The organism is Desulfovibrio litoralis DSM 11393 (assembly GCF_900143255.1).
In the GTDB taxonomy this organism is placed as follows: domain Bacteria; phylum Desulfobacterota; class Desulfovibrionia; order Desulfovibrionales; family Desulfovibrionaceae; genus Frigididesulfovibrio_A; species Frigididesulfovibrio_A litoralis.
Genome location: NZ_FRDI01000017.1, coordinates 1 through 24222 on the forward strand (window position 1 = coordinate 1; position 24222 = coordinate 24222).

General features: G+C 38.3%; 18 protein-coding genes and 1 pseudogene. 3 read left to right on the forward strand and 16 right to left on the reverse strand.

Going from position 1 to position 24222, the window contains the following annotated elements:
- The 3 genes from BT999_RS11675 to BT999_RS11685 all read left to right on the forward strand — a co-directional run.
- The coding region (locus BT999_RS11675; protein WP_143145571.1) for an inverse autotransporter beta domain-containing protein at positions 1-2828 on the forward strand (2828 nt) is incomplete at its 5' end.
- A gap of 332 nt (positions 2829-3160) precedes the next feature.
- A complete protein-coding gene (locus BT999_RS11680; RefSeq protein ID WP_072697968.1) occupies positions 3161-3412 on the forward strand; it encodes an AbrB/MazE/SpoVT family DNA-binding domain-containing protein in 252 nt (83 codons plus the stop codon).
- On the forward strand, positions 3406-3768 hold the full coding sequence (locus tag BT999_RS11685; RefSeq protein WP_072697969.1) for a type II toxin-antitoxin system PemK/MazF family toxin: 363 nt from the start codon (positions 3406-3408) through the stop codon (positions 3766-3768). The genes BT999_RS11680 and BT999_RS11685 overlap by 7 nt, the downstream gene beginning before the upstream one ends.
- A gap of 183 nt (positions 3769-3951) precedes the next feature.
- Here BT999_RS11685 and BT999_RS11690 read toward each other — a convergent pair whose 3' ends face one another.
- The 16 genes and pseudogenes from BT999_RS11690 to BT999_RS11760 form a co-directional block, all read right to left on the reverse strand.
- Positions 3952-4248: a hypothetical protein gene (locus tag BT999_RS11690; protein WP_143145572.1), complete on the reverse strand. Its 297-nt coding sequence runs from the start codon at positions 4246-4248 to the stop codon at positions 3952-3954.
- A 45-nt stretch (positions 4249-4293) separates the two neighbouring features.
- Positions 4294-4629, reverse strand: a complete 336-nt coding sequence (locus BT999_RS11695) for a helix-turn-helix domain-containing protein (protein ID WP_072697971.1) — start codon at positions 4627-4629, stop codon at positions 4294-4296.
- A 405-nt stretch (positions 4630-5034) separates the two neighbouring features.
- The gene (locus BT999_RS11700; RefSeq protein WP_072697972.1) at positions 5035-5475 is read right to left on the reverse strand and encodes a type II TA system antitoxin MqsA family protein; all 441 of its coding nucleotides are present in this window, start codon (positions 5473-5475) and stop codon (positions 5035-5037) included.
- A 2-nt stretch (positions 5476-5477) separates the two neighbouring features.
- Entirely contained in the window at positions 5478-5780 is a 303-nt protein-coding gene (locus BT999_RS11705) for a type II toxin-antitoxin system MqsR family toxin (RefSeq protein ID WP_072697973.1), read from the reverse strand.
- A gap of 46 nt (positions 5781-5826) precedes the next feature.
- Positions 5827-7167 carry a tyrosine-type recombinase/integrase gene (locus BT999_RS11710; RefSeq protein ID WP_072697974.1) on the reverse strand — a complete coding sequence of 447 codons (1341 nt, stop codon included), beginning with the start codon at positions 7165-7167 and terminating at the stop codon, positions 5827-5829.
- Positions 7168-7548: 381 nt separating this feature from the next.
- Positions 7549-7779 (reverse strand): annotated as a pseudogene (locus BT999_RS12785) (transposase); the annotation flags it as partial.
- Positions 7780-7880: 101 nt separating this feature from the next.
- Positions 7881-8726, reverse strand: coding sequence for an ISL3 family transposase (locus tag BT999_RS11715; RefSeq protein ID WP_084650705.1), 846 nt, complete (start codon positions 8724-8726; stop codon positions 7881-7883).
- 249 nt (positions 8727-8975) lie between these two features.
- Positions 8976-13556: a sacsin N-terminal ATP-binding-like domain-containing protein gene (locus BT999_RS11720; RefSeq protein ID WP_072697975.1), complete on the reverse strand. Its 4581-nt coding sequence runs from the start codon at positions 13554-13556 to the stop codon at positions 8976-8978.
- A 216-nt stretch (positions 13557-13772) separates the two neighbouring features.
- Positions 13773-15632, reverse strand: coding sequence for an ATP-binding protein (locus tag BT999_RS11725; RefSeq protein ID WP_072697976.1), 1860 nt, complete (start codon positions 15630-15632; stop codon positions 13773-13775).
- Positions 15629-16126, reverse strand: coding sequence for an ABC-three component system middle component 2 (locus tag BT999_RS11730; RefSeq protein ID WP_143145573.1), 498 nt, complete (start codon positions 16124-16126; stop codon positions 15629-15631). The genes BT999_RS11725 and BT999_RS11730 overlap by 4 nt, the downstream gene beginning before the upstream one ends.
- The gene (locus BT999_RS11735) at positions 16123-17235 is read right to left on the reverse strand and encodes an ABC-three component system protein (RefSeq protein ID WP_218587520.1); all 1113 of its coding nucleotides are present in this window, start codon (positions 17233-17235) and stop codon (positions 16123-16125) included. The genes BT999_RS11730 and BT999_RS11735 overlap by 4 nt, the downstream gene beginning before the upstream one ends.
- Positions 17236-17499: 264 nt before the next feature.
- Entirely contained in the window at positions 17500-19446 is a 1947-nt protein-coding gene (locus BT999_RS11740) for a T6SS phospholipase effector Tle1-like catalytic domain-containing protein (RefSeq protein WP_072697978.1), read from the reverse strand.
- 15 nt (positions 19447-19461) lie between these two features.
- Positions 19462-20199 (reverse strand): DUF2931 family protein, encoded by a 738-nt coding sequence (locus BT999_RS11745; RefSeq protein ID WP_072697979.1) that lies wholly within the window; start codon positions 20197-20199, stop codon positions 19462-19464.
- Between the two features lie 15 nt (positions 20200-20214).
- Complete coding sequence (locus BT999_RS11750; protein WP_072697980.1) at positions 20215-20889, reverse strand: DUF2931 family protein; 675 nt, start codon at positions 20887-20889, stop codon at positions 20215-20217.
- Complete coding sequence (locus BT999_RS11755) at positions 20886-21794, reverse strand: DUF4123 domain-containing protein (RefSeq protein WP_072697981.1); 909 nt, start codon at positions 21792-21794, stop codon at positions 20886-20888. The genes BT999_RS11750 and BT999_RS11755 overlap by 4 nt, the downstream gene beginning before the upstream one ends.
- A 24-nt stretch (positions 21795-21818) precedes the next feature.
- Complete coding sequence (locus tag BT999_RS11760) at positions 21819-24215, reverse strand: type VI secretion system Vgr family protein (protein WP_072697982.1); 2397 nt, start codon at positions 24213-24215, stop codon at positions 21819-21821.
- Positions 24216-24222: the final 7 nt, after the last annotated feature.

Sequence of the window (24222 nt, forward strand, 5' to 3'; positions counted from 1 at the left end):
ATAATGAAAAAGCTTCTGTCGCTTCAAAAGGCGAAAAAACCAAAACATTAGTAGCTTCTGATAACGCAGTAACGCCTTCTGATAGTCCTAAAAAAGTGAGTGCAGTGTTATTTAACGCCGCCACTAATGCTATGGGCTTGCCGGGTTTAGATGCGCGTAATGACGCTTATGACCCCAACGCCGATCAGGGTTTAGGTTTTCACGCCGACGGTACAGTTAGAAAGGCTGGCGGTGAAAACTCTTATGATTATAGCGGAAAACGTGCGGCGGCCTACATGAATAATGGTGTTAATACTGGTAGTTATAACGGAGTTGGCACAAACCTTGAGCTTGATCCAATCGCCAAATTTAACAATCATTATTTTAATTCCGCTAAAGGTGGACGCAGTCTAAACGCCCAAAATGGCGGGACAGCCAGAGAACTTGACCCCGCTCAAGTCATGATTGACCGTAGTTTAAATTATGGTGTCGGCATGGTCAATAGTGCGGCTGAGGGCGTATTTTTAGGGGTTATGGAAGGCCCTTATGGCGGAGCCAAGGCACGTTTTAATTTTATGGCAGATTGGGACGGTAAAATTAATGGCGAGGGCGATTTGTTGCTTCCTTGGTATGACAGCAAACATACCACGGTTTATAGCCAACTAGGCACTCGCAGTATGAACGCCGAAGACAGCAAAGACCGTTGGATAGGTAACTTTGGCGTAGGTCAGCGTTGGTATCCCTTGGCACAAAAAGAGGGTATTGGCGAAGATGCGGGCAATTTGATGTTAGGTTATAATACCTTTTATGACCACGATTTTACTCGAAGCCACCAACGTGGCGGTTTAGGTGTTGAAGCCCAATATGATTGGATTCATCTAGCTTCTAACTATTACGCTCCGCTTTCAAATTGGAAAGATTCTAAAGATTTTGACGGCGATTTTGTTCAGGAACGCCCCGCCGAAGGTTGGGACTTACGCACTAAAGGTTATGTGCCATTTTATAGAAATGTAGCTTTAACAGGTAGTTATACCCAATGGAAAGGCGACCATGTTGGAATGTTTGGGGCTTCTAAACTTGAGAGCGACCCAAACGTCTGGAGTTATGGGGTGGAATATACGCCAGTTCCGTTGGTTTCTGGTTTTGTGAATCAGCGTAGTACCGAGCGTGGTAGCTCTGATACCGAAGTTGGTATGCGTTTTACTTATAATTTCAACATGCCTTGGGAAGATCAAATTAGCCACAGCAAGGTGGCGGAGATGCGTACCGTTGGCGGTAGTCGCCATGAATTTGTGGATAGAGAAAATAAAATGGTCTTGGAATATAAGGCTAAAGACAATTATCATGTGGAATATTTGGGTAAGGTGGGTATAAATCAGTTTAAATTCGGCATTCGCAACGGTTTTGATAAATATGTTGCCGGTCAACAGGTGCGGGTAAGCGTCGCTAGTGGTGCCTCGATTACAACAATAGCTTCTGTTGAGCCCTCAAGTTTTTTTGCTAAAACATTTGATTATTTAGATAAGTTTTTTAGTGTTAGTGCTGCTTATGCGGCTGAGAATAGCGTTATTTGTGAATCTAACGCCCAAGGTGAATTTATCATACAATTGGCTAATGTAACCGAAACTCCAGTTATGCTTACCATTCAGGCGGGTAATAGTAGCCAGAGCGTAACTCTTAATGATGTTACGGTGACAAGTGGAACACTCACATCTGCATCTGCCAGCCTTGCCAATAGCCAAACTACCACCATGACTTTTACCGGGCCTGCCAATACTAATGTGACGTGGTCTGTTGTTTCCGGCCCTGGCACACTAAGTGCGCAGACCCACACCAATGGTTCTGGCGTTGCGACAGCAACACTCACAGCCACTGGTATAGGGCCTGCTTCCATTCAGGTGAGTGCCACAGCAAATGGCAAAACAGCCACCGCCACGGTGCAAGTGCAGGCCGATGGGCTTGCTATAACGGCCAATCCCACAAGTATGCAGGTGGGTGAAACCAAAAGCATTACTTTTACCTTGACGGATAGCAATGGCCTTTCAGTAAATAGTCAGCCCATTACGTCCTTTGTAGCTACTGGCACAGGGGAAGTGGAACCCTACACCGCTCCCACAGCGTCTAATGGTAGCGGTGCCTTTACCCTTTCTCTAAAAGGGCAAACTCAAGGGGCTGTAAAGCTGACAGTAACTCTGGCTGATGGGCGTAGTGCCTTTGTGGATGTTACGGTAATAGCCGAATCACCCGTCACCACCCTCACCCTCGCCCAAGGCACGTACTACCACACCGCCAGTGCTACGGTCACGAGTGACGAAGCAGGCACCGGCTTCTACATTCTCCAGGAGAGTACACAAACACCACCATCGGTCAGCGATGTCTTCGCCAGTGCCACCAATGTCAGCCTCATTAATGGTAGCAGCACCATCAACTTCAATAACCTCAAATACAGTACTGCCTACACCCTCTACTTTGTGGCCACGGATGGCACGACCCCGCAAACCGTGGTGTCATCGACCAGCCTGACGACAGCCAATCTCCCCACAGGCTATGTTGACTTTAACGACCTGATCTGGCGGCCGATCGACAGCAACACCCTAACCTGGAACGATGCCAACACCGCTTGCACAACCCAAACCATCAATGGGCAAACAGGGTGGCGGCTGCCGAGCAAACAAGAATTACTCGACCTCTTCAACTCAGGCAGGATGATCGGCCAGGGCTGGGCGCTCGGCTCCGCGTGGTCGTCCGACGCCGGCGGCCCAGGCAAGCACTGGAGCTTCAGTCTGAGCGGTGGCTTCGGCAGCGCGTACAGCGACACGGCCTATCGTGTCGTGTCGTGTGTTCGCTAGAGCCGCTTGGTTTGCCTCCGCGACTAAGGATGCCTTTTTGCCTTTGTTTAAAAGCCCCGTGCTTGATTTGTTTTAACAAAAACTTTAGTTTATAAATATACTTTAGTTAAAGAGCGTGCGGGGCGCTTTATGCCTTAATAGGGGAAGGCATTCGAAAAATGTCCTTCCCCGCTTTAAACCTTGCCTTTTTGGGTTTTTACATCTAAAGCCACTAAAATCTATGTTTAAGGGGTAAAATACGGTGAAGCAGTTGTTTATGGCGAGTATTATTTTACTCTATTGACAAAAGACCTCTTTGGATATACATAATTATCCATACAGGAGGAGTTACCATGCAACAGGTTCATATTAGTAAGTGGGGTAACAGCCTAGGGTTTCGTATACCTCGTGGTGTTGCCGACAGTTTAAATTTTAAGGTTGGGGATATATTAGAACTCAACCCGGCAGATGGTGGATTGCTCATTAAAAAAGCCGAACCAGCAGGTAAGCACTATGCCTTGGCAGATATTCTTGATTCCTTCACCCCTGCGGATGCACATGCAGCCATTGATTTTGGCAAACCGCAAGGGGAAGAAATATGGTAAAACAGACTGCCCCAGCTCCCTCCCTAACTCCAACTCAGGGACAGGTGCTTAAACTGAGCCTTGACCCAACCTTGGGGCATGAGCAAAAAGGCTACCGTCCCGTGCTGGTTGTGTCTGCTGGTATGTTTAATAAACATACGGGGTTTTGTTGGGTAGTTCCCATAACTACGCCACAAAAGGGGTTACCCAATGAAATTCGCTTGCCACAAGGTTTGCCAACGCACGGTACTTTACTACTTTCGCAACTACGTTCCATCGACTGGCGGGCACGTCCTTTTTCTGTAAGTTGTTCTGTTCCTCAAGATTTTTTGGAAGATATTCTGGCTAGACTTTCCGCTGTTATGAAAATGGAATAGCTCATAAAATGATGCCCGAAATTATGCCCGAAATTATTTAGATAATGTCAGGTAAAAGTTATACGCTTTATGCTAATTTATATACAAATTTATTAGCTAATCAGTGGTTTTTTACAATGTTATTATGTAGATAAACGATGTACACATCTGCTGATTTTTTTGTGTAAAATATAGTGACCCAGCCTATCTTTTCCCTTCCTCTGGCTTTTTGTGTTTAGATAAAAAACTATCGACGCTTGCGACACGATACATTTCTATTTCCGTATAAATTTGAGCTAAATTAACTGGGTCACTGCGGTTAATTCTAAGCAAGTGAGCATATTTAAAAACGATGGCTAATGGCATTTCACCTAAGTAATCAATATAAAGTTTACCTTGGTATCGTTGTCGAAGACGATATGTGTAACGATTATTGTAATCACGAACTTGCAAGCCTGGACATCGGTGATCACTTATCCAATTTTTGGGTTTACTAGGCATATATTCCTCATGTTTTTGGGGCTGGGTCACTAAAAATTCTTTTATTTATTGGGTTGGGTCACTACCATGCACCATATTCATAAGACCGCTTCTCTTGCGTAAAAGAGGCTGTTTTGTTATACTGTTTTTACTGCCAACAGGTCTGCCACGGCGTTTTACGGTGGTTATTGGCGGGTTTTCAAGATAACGAATTACGTCTTCAAGCTTGTACTTTTTTTCAAGTCCGCTGATTGAAACATTTTGAAACGGCAAAAGGCCAGCACGTGCTAAACGTCTTATCGTTTGTACATGTTGACCAAAAATTTTTGCTAATTGATTTTGAGAAATTAATGCTGGGTATTGCTGTATAAGCAAGGTAGCAGTAAGTGATTGTTGTGACATTGTTACCCGTTGACCGTTCTTACTACAAAAAAATGCAGGAGAATACGGCACTTTTTGATTAAGTGCTATACCCTCCTGTCTTTTTTACAGTTCGCTACAACGAACGGCCCTTACTTTTCAGCCTGTTAACAGGGCTTACACTTTTCGGGGAGACAGGGCTTAAATTGCCTTACGCTAATATGTTTCTGGGTTTGGTCAGTTTCGAGCTGAGTTCACATATTAGCGGATCTTGCGACCTTTTCACATCTCGTTACAGGCGATCAGTAGAGATGCTTACTAAATCGTCTACACATTTCAATTTTGCAATGTCAATCGTAACGTGCAAACCGATTGACCTATTATTTATAGCTATTTAATATATAACGCATTGTTCAAAAAAAGTCAAGTTATTACATCAATACTTTATTAGGCATACGCCAAACTGCCACCAGACGTTGTATTATTCGGTGGTGGGTTCTTGATTTCTTGCAACAAATGCGGATGACGGTCAAGAAGTTGAAATAGTTGAACTAACGATTGCGGAGGTAACGCCTTACCTGTTTCATAACGGGAAAAAGCATTCGGTCCACCTCCAAACATTTTGTTGGCTTCCGCCTGAGTCAAGTTCAACTTCTTTCTCACAGTGACTATGTACTCAGGATCAACTATGGAAGAGTTAACGCTCTTATTGAACGCCATCATTTCATCACTGACCCGTTGGGCTTCGTCCAATGAGAACGTAAATTCATCACATTCTGAGCAATATTTCCCTGTAGCATTCTTGATGATTGTCGACTTGCCTTTGTATGTATGGGTGATGTCTTTCGTTTCAATAGACATCTTGTGACCACATTCTGGGCATTTCATGGCTACTTCTCCTTAAATGATATGACAATTACAAGGACATCATCACACACTGACAGTTTGAGATAGGCCGTTCCAGCCTCTGTTTCCGTATGGTAAACATCCTGCCAATTTTGGTGGTCTCCATATGTCGTCATGCTTTTATAAAAATCCGTAATGGTCAAAGATTGCAAAACATCTAAGATGTCAGACACCCCTACTCCCATTTCCGCCGCCCCAATCAAGGCTGTTTTCCTAATCTCAACCTTACGCTCATGAACGAGTTTCTTTATCGTTGGCAAGTGATGATGGGGTTTATGTTTTTCCATATCAGAACATTCCTTATAAAACATATAACCTTTTAGGTTGGTCGAGTCAAGAGTCAAACATGAAAATTTCTTTTTTCATTTCATGCATCGGCGATGACTCTACATATATATATTCATCATCAGTTAACTCTTTATGTTTTTTAGCAAAGTTTGTAGCCATTTCCGCCACTGGCTGGCGTGTATAAGCTGGATTCAACCGTGCATATCTCAGCGTCATAGCAACACTTTCATGGCCCATTAGAACCATGATGGTATGCAATGACGTTCCGGCCATTGCAAGCCATGATGCGAACGTGTGTCTCATCGCGTGAAAATCAATTTTTTCCAGTGGGTTATTTATGCGTCTGGGCGTATAATTAATACAAAGTTCTTCCACAACATCTTCAAAAGCTTGCGGTGCCTCCTTCCATGGTTTTCCTGTTGAGTCTTTGAACACAGGATCATCTGATCGGGCATTTGGGAACATTCTACGCCGTTCTTCTAGCATATCCCGAACCATGTCAATATCAAGATGGATACCATATTGCCGGCCACCTTTTGGGTTCCTAGCGTATGCAAAAGCGGTTTCAACATCACGCCACGTCAGCTTGATAATGTCCCCTAAACGTAAGCCAGACAAAAGAGAAAGCACCGTCATTCCATAAACATCTTTAGTGTCTGTTCCTTTCTGATTAATACCATGACGTTTACATATGTCACGCCAATTATAAAGTGTATGAAGCAATTTAGAGGCTTCTGCAGGATCTAGATAACATGTTTTCTGATTATTTAGCTTAGGGCGTTTGACCATTTTTCCAGGGAAGACAGGCAAGATAATACCATTATGTGCAGATAGATAAATTGATGCATACGTCCACTCTGCTTGAAAAATAGTATAAGCATGATCTATTGTTTTTGCAGATAGCCCTTTATTATACATGGCTTGAAAAACTTCATCAATCTTGGAGAATGTCACTTCTTGTAGCGTGATATTGCCAACTACTGGCCTGATATGATTGTTGAAAACACCTAAGATTGATTTATTGTTATGTTCACTGCCTTCGGTTTTTCTTTTAGGCCAATAAACATTATCCCAAAATGACCCTACGGTATTTGCTTGGGCAAATTGCTCATCGGCTATAATGCGTTTTCTTTCCTTCTTTTCAACGATAGCTACTTTTTGGGCTTCTTCTTTATTATCTGCATTCATTTCTTTGAAAGATTGTGGTCCAACCTCTTTAGAACGGTTTTCCCTTAATTCTGCTGATATTCTTATAGCTGTTGCCTCTTCCATTACACCTAGCACATCGGCTGAATATGGGTGCTGGCGAAATCGATATGATCTATCTTTACCATATTGTCTAAACTCAATGCCTTTATGACCATTTAGTTTTTCCCATGACGCCATGATTACTCTCCCTTTATTTGTACCAAAAAAGTGGTACAAATTTGGTACAAATTTTTTGCTCTTTTTTGCTCTCTTATGTTATCTATTGTTTTTCATTGCTCTCATATTTCATTGAAAAGTAACACTTTTATCAATTGACGTCAATAGAAATAAGGCTAAAAAAACAATTCCGTCTGGCTCATAACCCGAAGGTCGTAGGTTCAAATCCTGCTCCCGCAACCAAGAAAATCAAGGGTTTACGAGAAATCGTAAGCCCTTTTCTTGTATTTAAAGGCTCTTTTTGGGGAAATTTTGGGGAAATAATGGGCTCTACACCAAAGACAGGGACAGGCTAAAATTCAGAGCATTTTTCCGACCAGGATTTGATTGTATTTTCTATTCCTAACAGCACAAAACTCTAACGCGTAAGCGGTAATTCTCAAAATTTCTAAAGCCATAAGCCCGGCGTTGTGTCAACTTCATTTTCCTATGAAATCCTTCTGTTATTCCATTATTTTTCACGAAACGGAACATGCAGGCAACTTCTTCCTGCCATGATTCGAGTGTCTTGCCAAGTGTTTTTAAGGGTTGAAAAGGGATCTGCTTGAGTTGTTTAATTTTTTCAAGCAAATCGTATACATATTCACTGCAACTTTTTCGATTTTGTTTTTTTTATACGCAATAAGTCATTTAAATCATGGCAAAAATTATAGACAGATGCCAGTGCCAGTTGATTAAAAAAAATATTCTTTGAGCATGTTTTGCTGTTTTTCATTCAGCCTGTCACGGCGTGTCACAAGCATACGCATCAGGCCGCCACGCCCAAAGGCGATATGTTCTTCATCCACAAGCTTGCACACTTTTGAAAAATGGTGGTTTACGAGTCTAATAACATGGAATCTATCCGCGACTATTTTGGCGTTAGGAAACCATTCTTTGACCATCTTTCGGTATGTTGAGTTCATATCAATACACACGATTCTAACGCGTTCACGCCCTTTTAGAGAAGATAAAAAAACATGAAGTTCAGCCGAGCTTTTCTCTTTTGCGATGTCAAACACCCGCTGTTTTTGCAAGTCACAAAATGTGGTTAAATACCCCTGTTTCTTTGTAAAACGATGTTCATCAATGCCAAGAATGCGTGGCCATGAGCGGTTTTTTAAATGACTGTCTTTATGTCTGATCATCTGGTGATAAAAACGTTCTACGCTGGCAACACCAATGGCGTTTTCAGTTGCAATGTCTTTATTGCTATAGCCCTTGTTATAGGCTGAAAAAACCGCTTTTTTCAACAATTCTGTCGTGCGGCTCCATTTTTTCACACCAGGCAGACGACTGTTAAAATACGCATTGCAATCTTTACAGTGATATTTATGACACTTAACAAGCAAAGACAAGGGACTTGCACGCAAAGGTATATTTTTTATACTTCTCCAAAAACTATCCTTTATACGTAATTCCTTGCCACCACAATGCGGGCAGATAGCCTGTCCCAGCCAAGAAACTTGTAATACCACAGGTTTGGCGGAAACAACATTTTCTATTGTAAATTCTGGCAAACCGATTAGAATTCTTTCCACAGGGCGATCTCCTTTCTTTGGTCGGAATCGCGCTTTGCCCTGTTAGGCATACCGCTTTATGGCAGTATGCCTTTTTTATTAGATTTTTTCTACCTGCCCCCGTCTTTGAGGGAGAGCCTTCTTGATATGCCTTCTTTTTTATCTTGCCCACTTGCTTGAGAGAGAGCCGTCATAGAGAGCCGCTTTTTTTTACAAAAGATCCTAAAAACCTCAAATACTGAAAAATCATCTTTGTTAAGCATACATTATTTAAAATGTTACTTCAATTTTTTCTATAATTTCTTTCATGCGAAATTTTTTATTGTTCCAAAATTTATTTTCCAATATATTTACTATTGGAGTGCTAGAATCAATTTTTGAAACAAGATATAACTTAAACCGCTCAGGATTTTCTTTAGCAAATTCGAGTTCTCCTAGTGTAATAATAAATGACTTACCATCTCCTGACGTCTTAACTTCAACAAAGAATTCTTTGTCTTTTGCATCAATATATGACAAATCATATGATCCTGAAGTTGCTAGACCTGCTCGAATAATACCCATTTCAACAAAAGCCTCTGATTTTGGAAATACATTTTCTTTACCAAAATCTTTACATAATTTGTTATACACGAGAAGCTCACCTTTATTGCCTAAAATCTTTTTTGCTTTATTTCTTTTTTGTTCTGCTACTTGAGTGAAAGTACCTTGATTTTGTCTTAGTCTAGTATTTGATCTCTCTTCAGCCTTATGAAATTCTATAGTTTTTTCATCAGGCACTATATTTTTAAAATCTTTATAAATATCATTGGATTCACTAGACCTTTCCTTTTCCAAGTTTTCAACTTGCTTTACTCTCCATTGCTCAAAATCAGACTTTATTCCAAAGTATATTATCGTTTTTACTCTAGAGTCGTTTGAAATCAATTCAGCAAATGAATCGTCAGGATTTAATGCATAATAATTTTCCTCATAGGTTTTATCTGCATCTACTAGTTCTAGGTTCTTCCATTTACCAAAATTATTATGAACTTTATCTTCAACATTGAAATAAATAGAATTTTCATATGTGGAAATATTGTAATCTTCAAATTTAGCTACTTTGTCCAAGAAATATTTTTGCAATTCCTTGTCCTTTAACGCTAAAGCATAGTTTACATCTTTATAATTTTTCAGTTCTTTTCTTAAATACTCAAAGCATTGCTTTTTATAATACGGGATCAAGTCAATAGCGTAGACAAATCCAGCATCTCTAAAAGCATTTACATCCACATTTAACTTTTTCAATGTAGCTATTATTGCTTTTGAATTATCGACATGAAAAAAGTCATCAAAATTGATATCACTGTTCAGAAAATCAAAAATACTATCAATTTTTTGTACAGTGCCTATAAAATTATTCTTTACTTGATTGTTATATAAATTATCATCAATTACACCAAGAGAACCAAACTCCTTTTTAATTAAAAATTCACGGTCAAACTTATTTTTTGTACGGAATAATTCTCCTATTTTGCCAGCATCAAAGCCAGGTGTATTCGCAATATTCGAGTAAATATTTTCGATTTGCTCTGACAACAAATTGATGTCAAATTCATTTGAAAGAACCGTAATATACCAACTTGTCAAAGTATCCCGTAATAATATATAGTTATCTTGTACTTCAGTTACTTCGCCATTTTCAATAATACTAATTTTATTTACTAATTTAATAGTTAAACGCCCAGCATTCATTTCAAGAGTATTATTTGTATTACCATATGCTCTTGCAAATTTAGAAAATTCCTTAAAATAATCCTGAAATGCTTGATTCGACTTACTTAAACTAATACTTTCCTTTTTAATCGAGTACTCATTATCATATTCTTGGCAACCAAAAGTTTTGCTGAAGTTTGAATTATTAGTTCTTTGCCCTTTTTCTATAATTGGTAAAGAATGTTTTAAAATTATTTTAGCACTTGGAAGATAAGATTCCTTTGCGGGGTAATAAGTTAGCTCACCCTGCAATTTCACTAAAAGTCTTCCTTCGTCAAAAAATTTCGTTTTATTTCTAGACTCATCAAACTTTTTAATAAAACTTGTGTGCTCTATAATTCTATAAATTGCTTTTGATAATTCCACACTTTGTTGAAACTCATAAGTTGGTAATTTTAACAATAAATCGTAAAAATCATTCGATGGTAAATCCGTGACTTTATCGCAGAAATCAAACATCTTGAAAATACCAAGCACTTTATCGTAATCAATCTTTAATTTTTTTGCTATTGACTCAATAAATTCAATACTAATTACAGGTAGTATTTCTGAAAATTTGGGGTTGGTTCGATAGGTAACACCATTCAAGATTTCTATTGGGGCATATTTTTTACCAGCCACTTCAACCCATTTAGTATTGTTGAAAATGAAAAGTAGGTAATTCTTTATTTCTCCACGATAATTATGAGATTGTGTTTGTCTGAGACCCTTGAATGATATCTCAGCATGATCAAAATAAGATGGAGCACCAAGTAAAGCTCTTAATGATTCATCTTTGAGAATCCACAACAACACTTCATTTGTTGATAGTTTATATAGAATATTTTCAATATCCTTTATGAATGGCAATTTATATTGAATATGAATAGAATTAGACCTACCACCTTCACCACTTTTAAGAATTTCATGTTTATAAAATTCATCATACGGTGGTTTAGGTTTAACTTCTTGTTTCTCGATTTTTGGATATACCTTAACACCAAATTTTTTAATGAAGTCAACAAACTCATTATGTTCATTAATATTAATTGCAAAGGTTTCAGCAGCAGGAAATTTGCCATTCGAGCTATCAAATAATTTACTTGATAATTCATAACCATAATCCAAACCAAAATACAGTTGTTCTGCATTATGCACTGAGCGTTCGGTAGAACTAGGGAAATTATACCGAATGGGAGAAACATCGGTACCTTTAGGAGGTGTCCAGTTGGTAACTTCAGTTTTATAATTACTCCATAACCATTTAATAAAATCCACAGCTTTGTTATAAGTTTTGTCAACAGAACCATTTACAGTTGTAATTATGTTGTTTTTATCTCGGTAAGCAAATTTAATTAAGGGGTAGATTTTATTTTGAGAAATTAAACGAGATATATGTGTCTCTGTATCATTTTTTCTGATATCATAAACCGTTGATTTTTGAGACGCATTAGTAAACAACAACTCCTGATATTCAGCTGCTAAAGATGGAACTTTAACCCAAGAAGGAATTTTTTTATTAATATCCCCAACTAAAAAATAACAATCATCTTCAAAATCAAGCCATTTCCCATTTGTGGTTTTTAACAAGTTCGGCAAGGTATGTGAATAATTGTCATTCCACCAACTGAATACCTCAACTTGTTCAATTTTAGTCCAATTCAAAGTTAGATCATTTACAATTTTTAACAATGCATATTCATCATATTCAAGTGAAACATTAACTGTATCTGCAACTTTATTAATTAACTTTTCTGCCCCCGTGTGAATCAAATCTTCTGAAATGCTCTGTAAAACATTGTTAAAATGTTCCCCTTTGAACACAGAAGGAACCTCACCATTAATTCTTTTTGGAAAGTCCTTAATTGATATATATGAATTGTTGACAGTCTGCAAAATGTTAGCATCTATTAGCAGTTCAAAAAAATGCTCTTCTAGTTTAAATTTGGAAAAAGCAGAAACAAATGTCCAACCATTATATGAAGTGAATTTTTCAAACCCGATTGGAGTAAGCAATTTTAATGATAAATTTCCATATCTTTTATCAGCAAATTTTATTGCAACTTCTTTTAAGAATTGAAGTTGGTGCTTGATAATAGTTTTATTAATTTCACAAGAAGTAATTGTATCTCGATGATCTCCTAAAACATATGTGGCGTGCATTACACAATTAAATGGAGATTTAGTTTCCATTAATGGGAAAAACGTGTACAAATGACTACTTTGAAATTTATCATAATCGTCTGGCACAGCGATAGCTAATTGAATATCTTTTAAATCGTTATCTTCTGTAAATTTTTTATTAATTACTTTTTTATATAGATTAAATGACTCTTCAATTTGGATATTTCCATCAATTATTTTTTTTAGAGCAACTTTATTATCGCAATCTATTACTTTCTCGTACCTAATTTTTTCATCATCTGTTTCAATCATTATTTTGCTAATATTAGGTAAAAACAGTAATACTCTTAAATCAATATTTTTTATTTGTTCTAACACACCAAATCCATCATTCAATTTCTCTGGTTTCACAGTAATTTCAATAGTCGTCCTGTCTGAAATGGCCTTAGAATCAATATTTTGCGGAATTGCCAATATTGGAATATAAAGATTGTTTTTTGTCTTAAGTTGTTTTTGAATCTGTGGTTCTGACTTTATTTCATTAAATTTTTTCTCTGCTATATCTCTAGAAAATTCTATGTTAAATTGTCCTGAATAAATTCTGATTTTATCAGCCCAATTTAACACAGACCTAAATCCAGTACCTTTATTACCAATATATGTACCTGTTTTTGGGCTATTATTTCCTTGAACAATTGCTTTTATTCCATCATTATCAAAGTAAGTACCAGTATTAGAAACGGTCAGCACATTATTCTTAAACTGTATCATTACTTCTAATTCGCATCCACGTTGATTGCCTTCTTCTATGCTTTTCTGATAGGCATCATCCGCATTTTGTAATAATTCAAGAATTTCACGACCATGATACCCTTTAATATCACGAGTCTCAACATTATTTTCTTGAATCAACTCATCTCGTTCCTGTTCTCGTAAATGTTTATCTATATATTCTTTATTTAATATTTCGATATATTGCTGACTCTCATTCATTAAAGGCACCTCCAAAATTGTATAAATTCTCTACTGTGGTGTAATCATCCCATTTCTATCACTGTAAACACCCCATTTTTAGTACCAGTGACAAAGAGAGGCTTTTGGTTAGTTTTTTTTATAAATCATCCTGTAATTAATATTAGAATTATGGGATACGTTTTTCAACACTAACTCATATTTCTGCTATTAATTAATCATAGCGACAAATATTGCCTAGTCGACAACGTGTGTAGTTGGTGGAAAAAATCCGTATCGTCCAGAAGATTCATTTTTTGAAAAATGAACAGTACATGGCTGGTCAAGCATGGCTGTTGGTGGGTCAACATTTTCAATAATGATGATTTGCCTGTCTTTTATGGTGAGCAAATACTCATAAAATTTGTCCTGAACGCTTGTCCCGCACAAGCTATCTGAATCGTTGTCTGGCTCTTTATAAGCAAGCAAAGGACTATCCAAAATGACTATACCTAAATGAGGGCGGTTATTTTTTTTACAAAACTCTAGCAGACCAATATTAAAAGCAGCATGAATAACGGAACGCATCCCCTTTCCTCGATCTTTTCTACATTTTCCACTAATCGTTAAGTCATTCGTTTTTGTATCAAAAAATACTCGGTCAGCGTCTGGAAACTCCCAAGCTTTAAGGATGGCTTCAATCTGCTTTGCTAGCTTATCAAGAAGCGATTGTGGTAAAGTTGCTTCATCTTCATTTTGAGGTTTTTTCGACTTTGTTTTTGCTTCCGCTTCTACATCTTTTTTCATATCATTAAGAATAGATATTTGTTCGTAGGCAGAAATAATTTCTCGAATAAATGTGCGTTTTTCTAAAAGTTCTGAAAAAGTGACAGAACTTTCTTTAATAATTGGCGATATTTCTTCTACTTCCGCATCTAGTGAATTCAACTTATTATTAATTTCTGGAATAATATTCTCGACATACAATGCTTCTGAACGCAAATCACATATCGTTTGACTGAGTTCAGATTTTAGTTGTAGGATTTTATTTTTTTCTGCCACAGCTGCTTCAACGGTTGGGACGATATTGACAGCACAAGTTTTTGAGTGAACTTGTTCGTTAGGTAGTGCCCCGCAATGCGGACAATAAGAGTTAGGCAACATATGCATTAAAGTACCTGCCTCACAGATACTATCAAGACGCTCTAAATCAGACTCATAATGTTTATCCAATAACTGAAATCTCTGGATTACCCCATCAATCTCCTGCCTGCGCTCTATGTTTTTATTTTGCTCACTTCTTAATAAATTTCTTTCTTTAATGAGTTCTTTATATTTCACACTAGATGAAGCTAGTTGCTTCTCTTCTCGCTCAATTGTCTTTTGCAAATTATCAAGCTGATCGGTAGCATCCTTATAAGAAATACCAGCTTCGTCGATGCACTGGCTGTTTTTTTCAACTAGCGCATCAATCACCTCCAGCTTGGCTGCCCTTGATAACGCTCTGTCTTTTGGAGAAACATATGGAATTAGTGAACTATCATCATTCCCAGTAAGAAGAAACCTGAACAGAGACTGGTCTTCAGTTCTCGTAATATAATTATCTCTCTCAATGACAGACGATTGCCTATATATTGTTTTTTCATCAATAATGCAGAGATTGAAAAAATGGCTTAGGTTCAAGTTAACAGTTTCAAACAGTTGATTCTTTTTTAATTTTTTACCAGACAAGCCAACTTTATTAAAAATAAATTCAGATATTTTCGGGCTTTTTTTTGCATCCATACGGTAAATGGTCTCAGTCTCTATACCTTCTGGTATACTTTTGTGAAGTCCTGTGTAGAGGTGGTAATCCCCACCATTTGTGCTACGCCTTAAAGTAAATTCTTCACCATCACTTGTTTCTATTCCTAAAAAAACATTATCGTAGCCTAACCGCTCTGGTATGTCGCGCAGTTTACTTCCGCCGAGCATGTATTTTATAGATTCCAATACAAATGATTTTCCTGTGTCAGATGCACCATACAACAAATTTAGGCCTTGTACAAAATCAATGATAGCAGATTCCTTGTGGGAACCAGTGAAACAAAGGTGCCTAAGATGTATAGATTCGCTCATTGTTTCACTCCGTAACTATTCTCAAGAGGTTGAAATTCCTGTGTCCATTTGCCAAAGTTTTTTTCTATAAGAGAGCGAAAAGAACTTTTGTCTAGCTGTAGTAAATTATTGTTAATCCATATTGCTCGTTCCGTTAACTTCGCTGTATAAGTTGACTCCAAACTTGCAATAAATGGGGCAGCATAATCACTTGCCTCATAATAAATTCCATTATCATCTATGACCCTACTTACAAGTTTTTTACTTATAAGCAAAAATAAGCCTTGCTCAACAATTTTTCTCCGCACAAGAATTTCTGCATTTCTGAGGGGTAACTGTGGATGCAAGCTTTGAGGACCGTTTATATCTTTTGTATGAACGATAAGGTGGTCAAGTTTAACCATCTCCTGCAAATCTAATCTACAAGGGTATATCTCAGTCAAAATAACAATAGCTCTAATAGCTGCCTCAAGAGGTGAGTTAAAACTAGGAGGAATTATTTGCGGTATATTCATATTTTTTTCCATATCAAACGATCTTCATTTGCTAGTTGGTGACAAATCCCCTTACGATCTTGGGCTTTCGTCACTTGTATGAGTGGATTTGAAGTTAACTGCATACTAATAGCAGCAGAAGTTACTGCATTTACACGATCAAGGCTATCCTTATGTTGTGATGATTCAGCCACGTCTACAACTCCGGCATGAACTTCCCCCTGTAACTCCTCAAATGTTCCAACAGGGACACTATCTCGTGCAAAATTTCTAAGTGACTCTGCATAATAAAAATACTCTCGTTGCCGTTGAAGATGGTTAGCAAGGTTAGGCCATGGGGATAAACAGTTTATCGTAGATAAAGAACAAGATTTATGGTCGCTATATGCTTCAAACAACTGTTCAATATATCTACTTTCTGTTTGGGCATGAGTATTTGGTGGAGATGGAATACTTGGTCTTTTGGGAAGCCCACCACCAAAACGAGTTGCATGAAAGGGAGTATTTCTATGCTCGTCGATAATCTCCAATGAAGTTCGTTGACCAAAAATTGAAAAATCAAAATTATCTACATAATTAGCAAATTCTCCCTCAAGAGCTATGCTTTGGGTTGTCGTAATAGCCTTAGCACAGGTTGGCCACCTGTCCTTAAGTTCTTTTTTGAGCTTTTGCGGAGAGCTTAAGGCTTTTGAAAGTGCTGTGCCACAACCCTTAGGCGCCATAAAATAGTAGGCTCGCGGTGGAGAGTACTCCTCATTAAAAGAGTACCACAGTATTTTTGCTATTTCTTTGCAAGCATCTGTCACAGAAAGTGGATTTGCATAATGTTTACACTGGAAATTATCCCAAACTCCGAACACACCATGCTCGTCAGTATATCCAGCAACATCTATTCCCATGTCTCCTGAACCTGTTTGGCGTACAACTTGAGAGTAGATTTGTTTTTGATAGTGAGCCCACTCAAGAATAAAATTTTCCCATTCATCTGGAGAATATAGTAGAATAAGTTGCTGGGGGGGGATATTTTGCCCAAAAGAGACTGTGAAGTCCGTAGTTATCAAGCTACTAGCCGACGGCTCTGGGAGTGTGGACATCTGAACCACTGGTGATTGCTTGAGATGTTTGCTCACAGACGAACTCCAAGGTTGCTTTATATGATTATTGTTTATCTAATGTTTTATATGTTATATTATCTTTACCAAAAAATAAACAGTTATTATATATACAAGCTTAGAGTTATCGTCAATAATGTATCCTATAATTTAATTCTTAACACTCTCAAAAAATAACCACATCACGAAGTGTTTAGCTGATATACTGGCTTGCAACAATTATATATTAAGACTCTACTTCTAGTATAAAAGATTTTTAGTAATCTACAAATTAATATATATTTAATATACGCTACCATATTCTTTAATTTTCGTGGTACCCTCTCTTTTTAATTCGCCGTTTTCTTTATTTTCAAACCCACCTCTACAACTAGGATGATGATCATCTAGCCACATTCCAATATCAGAGTCAAGGCGCCCACGAGGCATTTTGGCATATAATAATTCCGGATCATTATCAACGGCAGAAACATGGATATATTTTTCCCATAACTCTAACGACATTGGAGCATCAGGCGTATCAATAAAACTTGATACATCAGCCGGTACTTGATGCAAAGGTGAAGTATCATCTAAATCTTTTAAAGGTACAGCCGCGGCTAGTGCTTTTTTATGCATAATATGTAAGGCAACATGAGAATAACGGTTATCAGTACGTTTATAACGCATCAAGCATAAGTCATCAGCATTCTTAGATATGGGTATGTTTTCAAAAAACCAACCAGAGGGTAATGGATCAATAGGGTTTTTCAGTATACCCCGTTGGAGAGCTTTATATCTTAGTGTACTTTCTGCGTTAGTATAGGATAATCCATAATACCTCTCTTTATCCATCAGTAGTTTTTTGACCTCATAAAGCTGATAACCACCGCCTATATCAGAATGAGCCCCTGATAAAAATATTTCTTCTCCGTCGCCGGGTTTTATGCTAGTATAGCGAAAGTTTTTTCTACGTTCATGTTTTGCCACGATATGAAATATTTTTTTAGCACACCCGGTGGGTAAACTTAATTGAAAGTCTCCTTCATCTGAATTCCCTCCCAGATAAAACGAACCAACTGTATCAAAAATACCTACAAAACGAATTGTTACATTAGGTAGTTTTTCGTATACTTGGTCTAATCCTTCTACACGCATTGAGCCTAAAATTTTGGCTTCAGTATACTCTTTGTAATTATTGCCCTCTTTTTGTCCAGGGATTTTTACTAATCTATGCCCACGTTCCCGTGTATCTTTACTATAATCAGGTAAACCATCTAAAATAACATTCACAAAATGCCTAGCCAAAGCCGCCCCACGGCTAAAACCAAAAATATCAATGGTTACGGAATCAGGAGGGCAAGGCTTGCCGGAGCTTTTAGGTAGCTCTATAGATAATATATCTTTTATATACTTACTCGCCTCGTTAATTCTTTCATCTCCTCCTTCACCGCCAACACCTAAACCCTGACCTGTTTTTTCGTCAATAAAAAAACCACTTTCGCTCCCGGAAAAAGTCCCTACCCCACGCAAATAGTGACGATATTTAAATTTTTTTTTATCCACCTCTGGATACAAATCCAGTAATTTTACAACATTAGTAATATTGCTTGTCCCGGGGCTAGAGCGATAAAGCCGGGCTTCGGCATTTTTAAGCTCGGATTTTAAACGGATAATTTTCTTGTTGGCTTGTTCTATTTCCGCTTCTGCCGCTTTTGCTTCCTCTTCTTTTTTACTCGCCTGTTCGGAAAGTTGTCGCCATCTGTCCCATGCCTCTTGTCTTTGTCGTTCCAAGCGTTTTATTTCTTCGCTAGCGGCTTGAAACTCTTTGGACTCAACATTCATTGTTCGCATGGTATATATTGTTCTTTCACTTTGTTCAGTTAAAGCAAAAATCTCAGCTTTGGTTCGCTCGGCTTGCCCACGTAAGACAAGAGCCTCTTGTCTCGCCTTTAAGGCTTTTTGTTCGGCTTTTATTTTAGCTTGTTCCGCTTCTGCTAATTCTTTACGTTTCGCTTCAATTTCGGCTTTAGTTTGATTTTCTTCTACTGTTTGTCTTTCTTTTGCCCATGTTTGGTCCTTGTCAGTTTCTTTTTCATCTACATCTTTATTATTCCCCGTACCGTCAAAAAAAAGACCAATTTGTAAATCGATTTTTTGATCACAACAACCAGTAACCGCATTGGTTTTTCCAGGTTTTACTCCGCTCGCGTCTTCTGTAGCTTGATTTAATATTTCGTCTTTACTCATTATTATAGACCTTTTTTATTTTTTTATTATAGGTTCTGAGGGTACTGTTTCTTGGGGGATTTCACCGGCTTTACGGGCTTGTGCTGTTCTTTTGGTATACTCTGTCGGGTCGCCTTTGCCATAATCTGCCTGTCCGGAAAATAAAAGCTGCGGTTCGGGTGCTTTTTTATTATACCAATCAGGATCTTTAAAATTTGGAGTGCCATCTGCTATGGCTTTTAGCCAAAGCTGAACTTCTCCCTCTGCCCCCACCGCGATAATTAAGGTATTACGATAAGTCAATTTGGGGTTACGATCGCTGATTTCTTTATAAACTTGAGCCGCCTTAGCGGGCAACTCGGGCATATCAAAATTCCCCTCATAAAAACGCTGTTTCGGAAAGTCAAACCAACGGGCATATAATTGGGTAGGAATAGGCTGTAAACCAAGATTTGCCCCCCCTCCCCAGCTAGGAGGTGGTCCAAAACCAGTGCTTGTAGCACCAAACCCAAAACCCCATCTGTTACCTTTACCGTCAAAATCATCAAAAGTAAAACGTTCTCCCCAAACATAATGTTGTGAAACCAAGGCAAGATCATAAATCATTGGTGGTTTGGGGCGTAAGGTATTATAAGCCATAAAAACACAAATAATCACCAAAATAATTAGAGTATTTCTTTTAAATTTACTGTTTTTTTTAGGAGCTATAGCTTGTTTTGATTTTACTCCGCTCGCGTCTTCTGTAGCTTGATTTAATATCTCGTCTTTACTCATTATTATAGACCTTTTTTATTTTTTTATTATAGGTTCGGAGGGTACTGTTTCTTGGGGGATTTCACCGGCTTTACGGGCTTCGGCTGTATTTTCTTTATACATTGTTGGGTCGCCTTCGCCATAATCTGCCCGTCCGGAAAATAAAAGCTGCGGCTCGGGGAATTCCTTACTGTGCCAATCAGGGTCATCAAAGCTAAGTTTTTCATTTGCTGTTGCTTTTAGCCAAAGCTGAACTTCTCCCTCTGCCCCGACGGCGATAATTAAGGTATTACGATAGGTCAATTTGGGGTTACGATCGCTGATTTCTTTATACACTTGAGCCGCCTTAGCGGGCAAATCGGGCATATCAAAACTCCCCTCATAAAAACGCTGTTTCGGAAAGTCAAACCAACGGGCATATAAAGTAGTGGGTATAGGCTGTAAGCCAAGACCTGCATCTTTTCCTGGATGGGGGGGGGGGCCAAAGCCAGTGATTGTAGCTCCAAACCCAAAACCCCACTTTTCATCAAACCTAAAATGTTCGCCCCAAATATAATGTTGAGAAGCCAAGCCAATAGATTTAATCATTGGTGGTGTGGGGCGTAAGTAATTGTCAACATAATTATAAGCTATATAAGCACAAATAAAAACCAAAACACTTAGGGTAAAAATTTTAAATGTACTGTTTTTTTTAGGGGCTGTGGTGGTCATATCTTTATTCCCTTAAAATAATTATCTGGTAGTTTCTTTAGCACATCAAGAAGATTTTCACTCGGCATTTTAGCAGTTATCAATTCTTGTACAAACGTCTGCTTAAAAATATTATATTTCAGTTGCATTGTAATAGATATTCCAATAATAAGGTCAGAAATATTACGAATATTTAAGCTATAAAGATCTTCACAAATACTATTTACGAATTGAAATGATTCTGGAATTGGTAAACAGCGGAGTGTCTCTCCTTTTTCTCCCTGCATATTATTTATGACTGTGTATGGTGCTGTATATTTAGAAATAAAGTTTAACAAATCGTCAGTTATTAAAAATCCTTCTTGTTCCATAATTTTATTTTCACCAAGAACTTGTATAGGAACTGCACGCCCAGCTTCCCAAGCATGCAAGCAAAGAGAAGAACCAGATGCATAATGACTCCAACTTTGATCTTCACTTTGAGTTAGAGCATAAAGCACTCTTGGATCATAAAAACGAAAAACTCCAGTTTTACCATTTGGCAACTTACATTCAACAAGATTTTGTAAATGATCAAAAAAAGAATCTACAGAAGTATTTTCTACTTCATAAATAATACCAATAGCTTTAGTTTCAGATTTTTCAAAAAACCAGTTCACAACATCACTATGCTCTTTTAATGGGACAAAAAGTGGCCCTTGCAAGCTATATTCTTCTAACATAGTATTCATAAATATTGGTAAAATCTCTGAGTTACCATTTAAATCACATAATAAATCTGGTAGATTGTTATCTGCTGATGGGTCTATAATGGCATACCAAGTTGTTAATTTGTCTGCGTTATCTGTAACAATTTGAGATTGAAGATAATTACTCCAATCTTTATATGTCATTTTACTAATATTTGAATGAGTGTAAGGTATCATCTTAAATTATCCCTATAATAAATTTTATGCTTTTTTAGCTGCTTCACAAATTTCACAAACCCCAGAAGCATTTTTATGGGCAAAAATAAAATTATTAAAGATACTATCTGGACCATCAAACGTATGACTAGCGGCATGGGCAACCCATCTTTTGCTCGTGCCTTGTTCTATTCCGCCAGTGTTGATTTTTATGTATGAGCCACCAGAGGTAAGGAGTATTTCTTTTGGTGCGGATATTTGAACTGATTCTTTAGCGGAAATGATTTTTAAAACCTTATCGGCAATTATTTCAAGGTCGTCGCTTTGGGCTTGAATTTCTAGTTTACCACGAGCGGCGAAGATTTTAATACCCATTTTGTGAGCGAACAGGCTGATTTTATCTAAAGCAGAGGCGAAAAAACTTCGCCCGGCAGTGAGAGAAAAGTGTTTGCCTGTAGTCGCACCTATATTATTACCTGTATGTAAATGTAAGTTTTTTGGAGTAGTTAGAGCTATACCAGCGGGGCTAGATAGCACAAGCTGTGGTTCGGTCATCTCTTTGTGGGCTTGACCCGTGCCTTTGATTTGATTACTTTGCTCTATCAAAGCACTCGATACAATATCTCCATCTTTGTCAGGCGTTTGAGCGTTGTGAGCTTCGGCAAGATTGACCATGTCACGGTGTTGCTGGCTCGCAGCCTCAAGTCCGCTCGTAGCTTCTTCTAAATCTTTATGATGATATTGTGCCGAATCTCGTTTATCTGTGCTGATGTACAGCCCTTTAGCGGCACGAATTACGCCCCAATTATCGGTGCGTAGTTCAAAACCTTCGCCACGAAAATCTTTACGCCCTTCGTTGTGATTTATGCGGGTAATATAGCCAAGATTCAGCTGTGAAAGCCCATGATCGCTAGAAAGTTGAGCCTGAATTTGACCTTGAGTATCATCTAAAACCAGTTGGTTACGTCGTCCAGCTTTAAACTCGCGACTTTGAATGCCCGAAAGAGTTTTTTGACTCGGCAGTTGCCAAGGTGGCATGCGTAATTCGTTATAAACTCGCCCAGTTATCACAGGTCGGTCGGGGTCTCCTTCCATAAATTCAACTAGCACTTCTTGTCCGATACGTGGAATTTGGATAGAGCCAAAACCATCGCCAGCCCAAACGTCCGCAACTCGCACCCAACAAGTGCTTTTTTCGTTGTTTTGACCTAGTCTATCCCAGTGAAATTGCACTATAACTCGTCCATATTTATCAGGAAAAACTTCTTCGTTGCCAGGACCAGTTACGATAGCGGATTGCAAGCCTTCAATACGTACTTTTTTATGCTCTAATTCTGGGACGAAACAGACATCATCAGGAATTGCGGTGATTGAAGATTGATACCAAAGCCCACGTCCTTCGGGACTTTCACCTTCTAAAACCCCAGGCTGTTCGCCCTTGTGATGCACTGAAACCACCCACCATTTGCGGTTTACGTCGCCTCTTGGGTGGCTAAACAGCGTGAAAGTAAATCCTGGCAGAAAACGTGATATGTCAGCTTCGCATTCGATCCACTGCCTAAATGTAAGTTGGCGAAGTAATTGAAGCTTTACGTAACGATCGCCCTCTGTTCGAGTTTGATACAGGTGTGGAAACTGATAGGTTTCTAACTCCATACCTTGAGGAACTGGGGCTTTTTCCCACTCTGGTTCTTTATCTTGAACACTTAAATCCATGGTCGGTTTAGTAAAATTCCACTCTTTATAGCTACTAATATCGCTATTTATGAGATTATGCAGGTTTAATTTAGAAACAACCGCCGTATCGGCAACGTTTCCTGAACCTCGAAAATAACGCAGTAAATTTTCACCAGGAATTGCCGGACCGCCAGGGGCATCAGAAAAACACAGGCAATGCCCAGTTTTAGTATGTTCAAAATAAAAAAAGATGCCTTCTTCTTCGCAAATCCTTGAAATAAAATGTAAATCCGATTCGCCATATTGAACGCAATATTCACGCTCAGGGTAGCTGTTTCGCAGTTTAAAACTATAAGCTTCGGATAAAAAGTTGTGTTTTTTCAAGACAGTAGTAACAATTTGCTCAACGGTTTTGTGTTGATAAATGTGGTGGTCTTGAGTTTGTCCTAAAAACCATAGGCGAGGCACCAAAATACAGCGATAATGCGTAAATTCGTTAGAGGTGTGCATCTGCTCCATGTTTCTGATTACACCGTGCAAAAGACGGCGTTCTCCGCTTCTGTCCGCAAAAGTCAGCAACGCCTCCGCCCCCAAATAGCCCGTCAAGTTTAAATCACTGCTACGACTCACCAGTTCAACGGTAAATTCGTAAGGTGTACTGACTCGTTCTGTGCCTGAAAACTCGTAAACCGAGAGGTTGTCCGCATTTTCTTCCGCATGAACTAACTTAAACTCAAACCAGGTACTGTTGGCGAAAAGCATCATAAAAGTA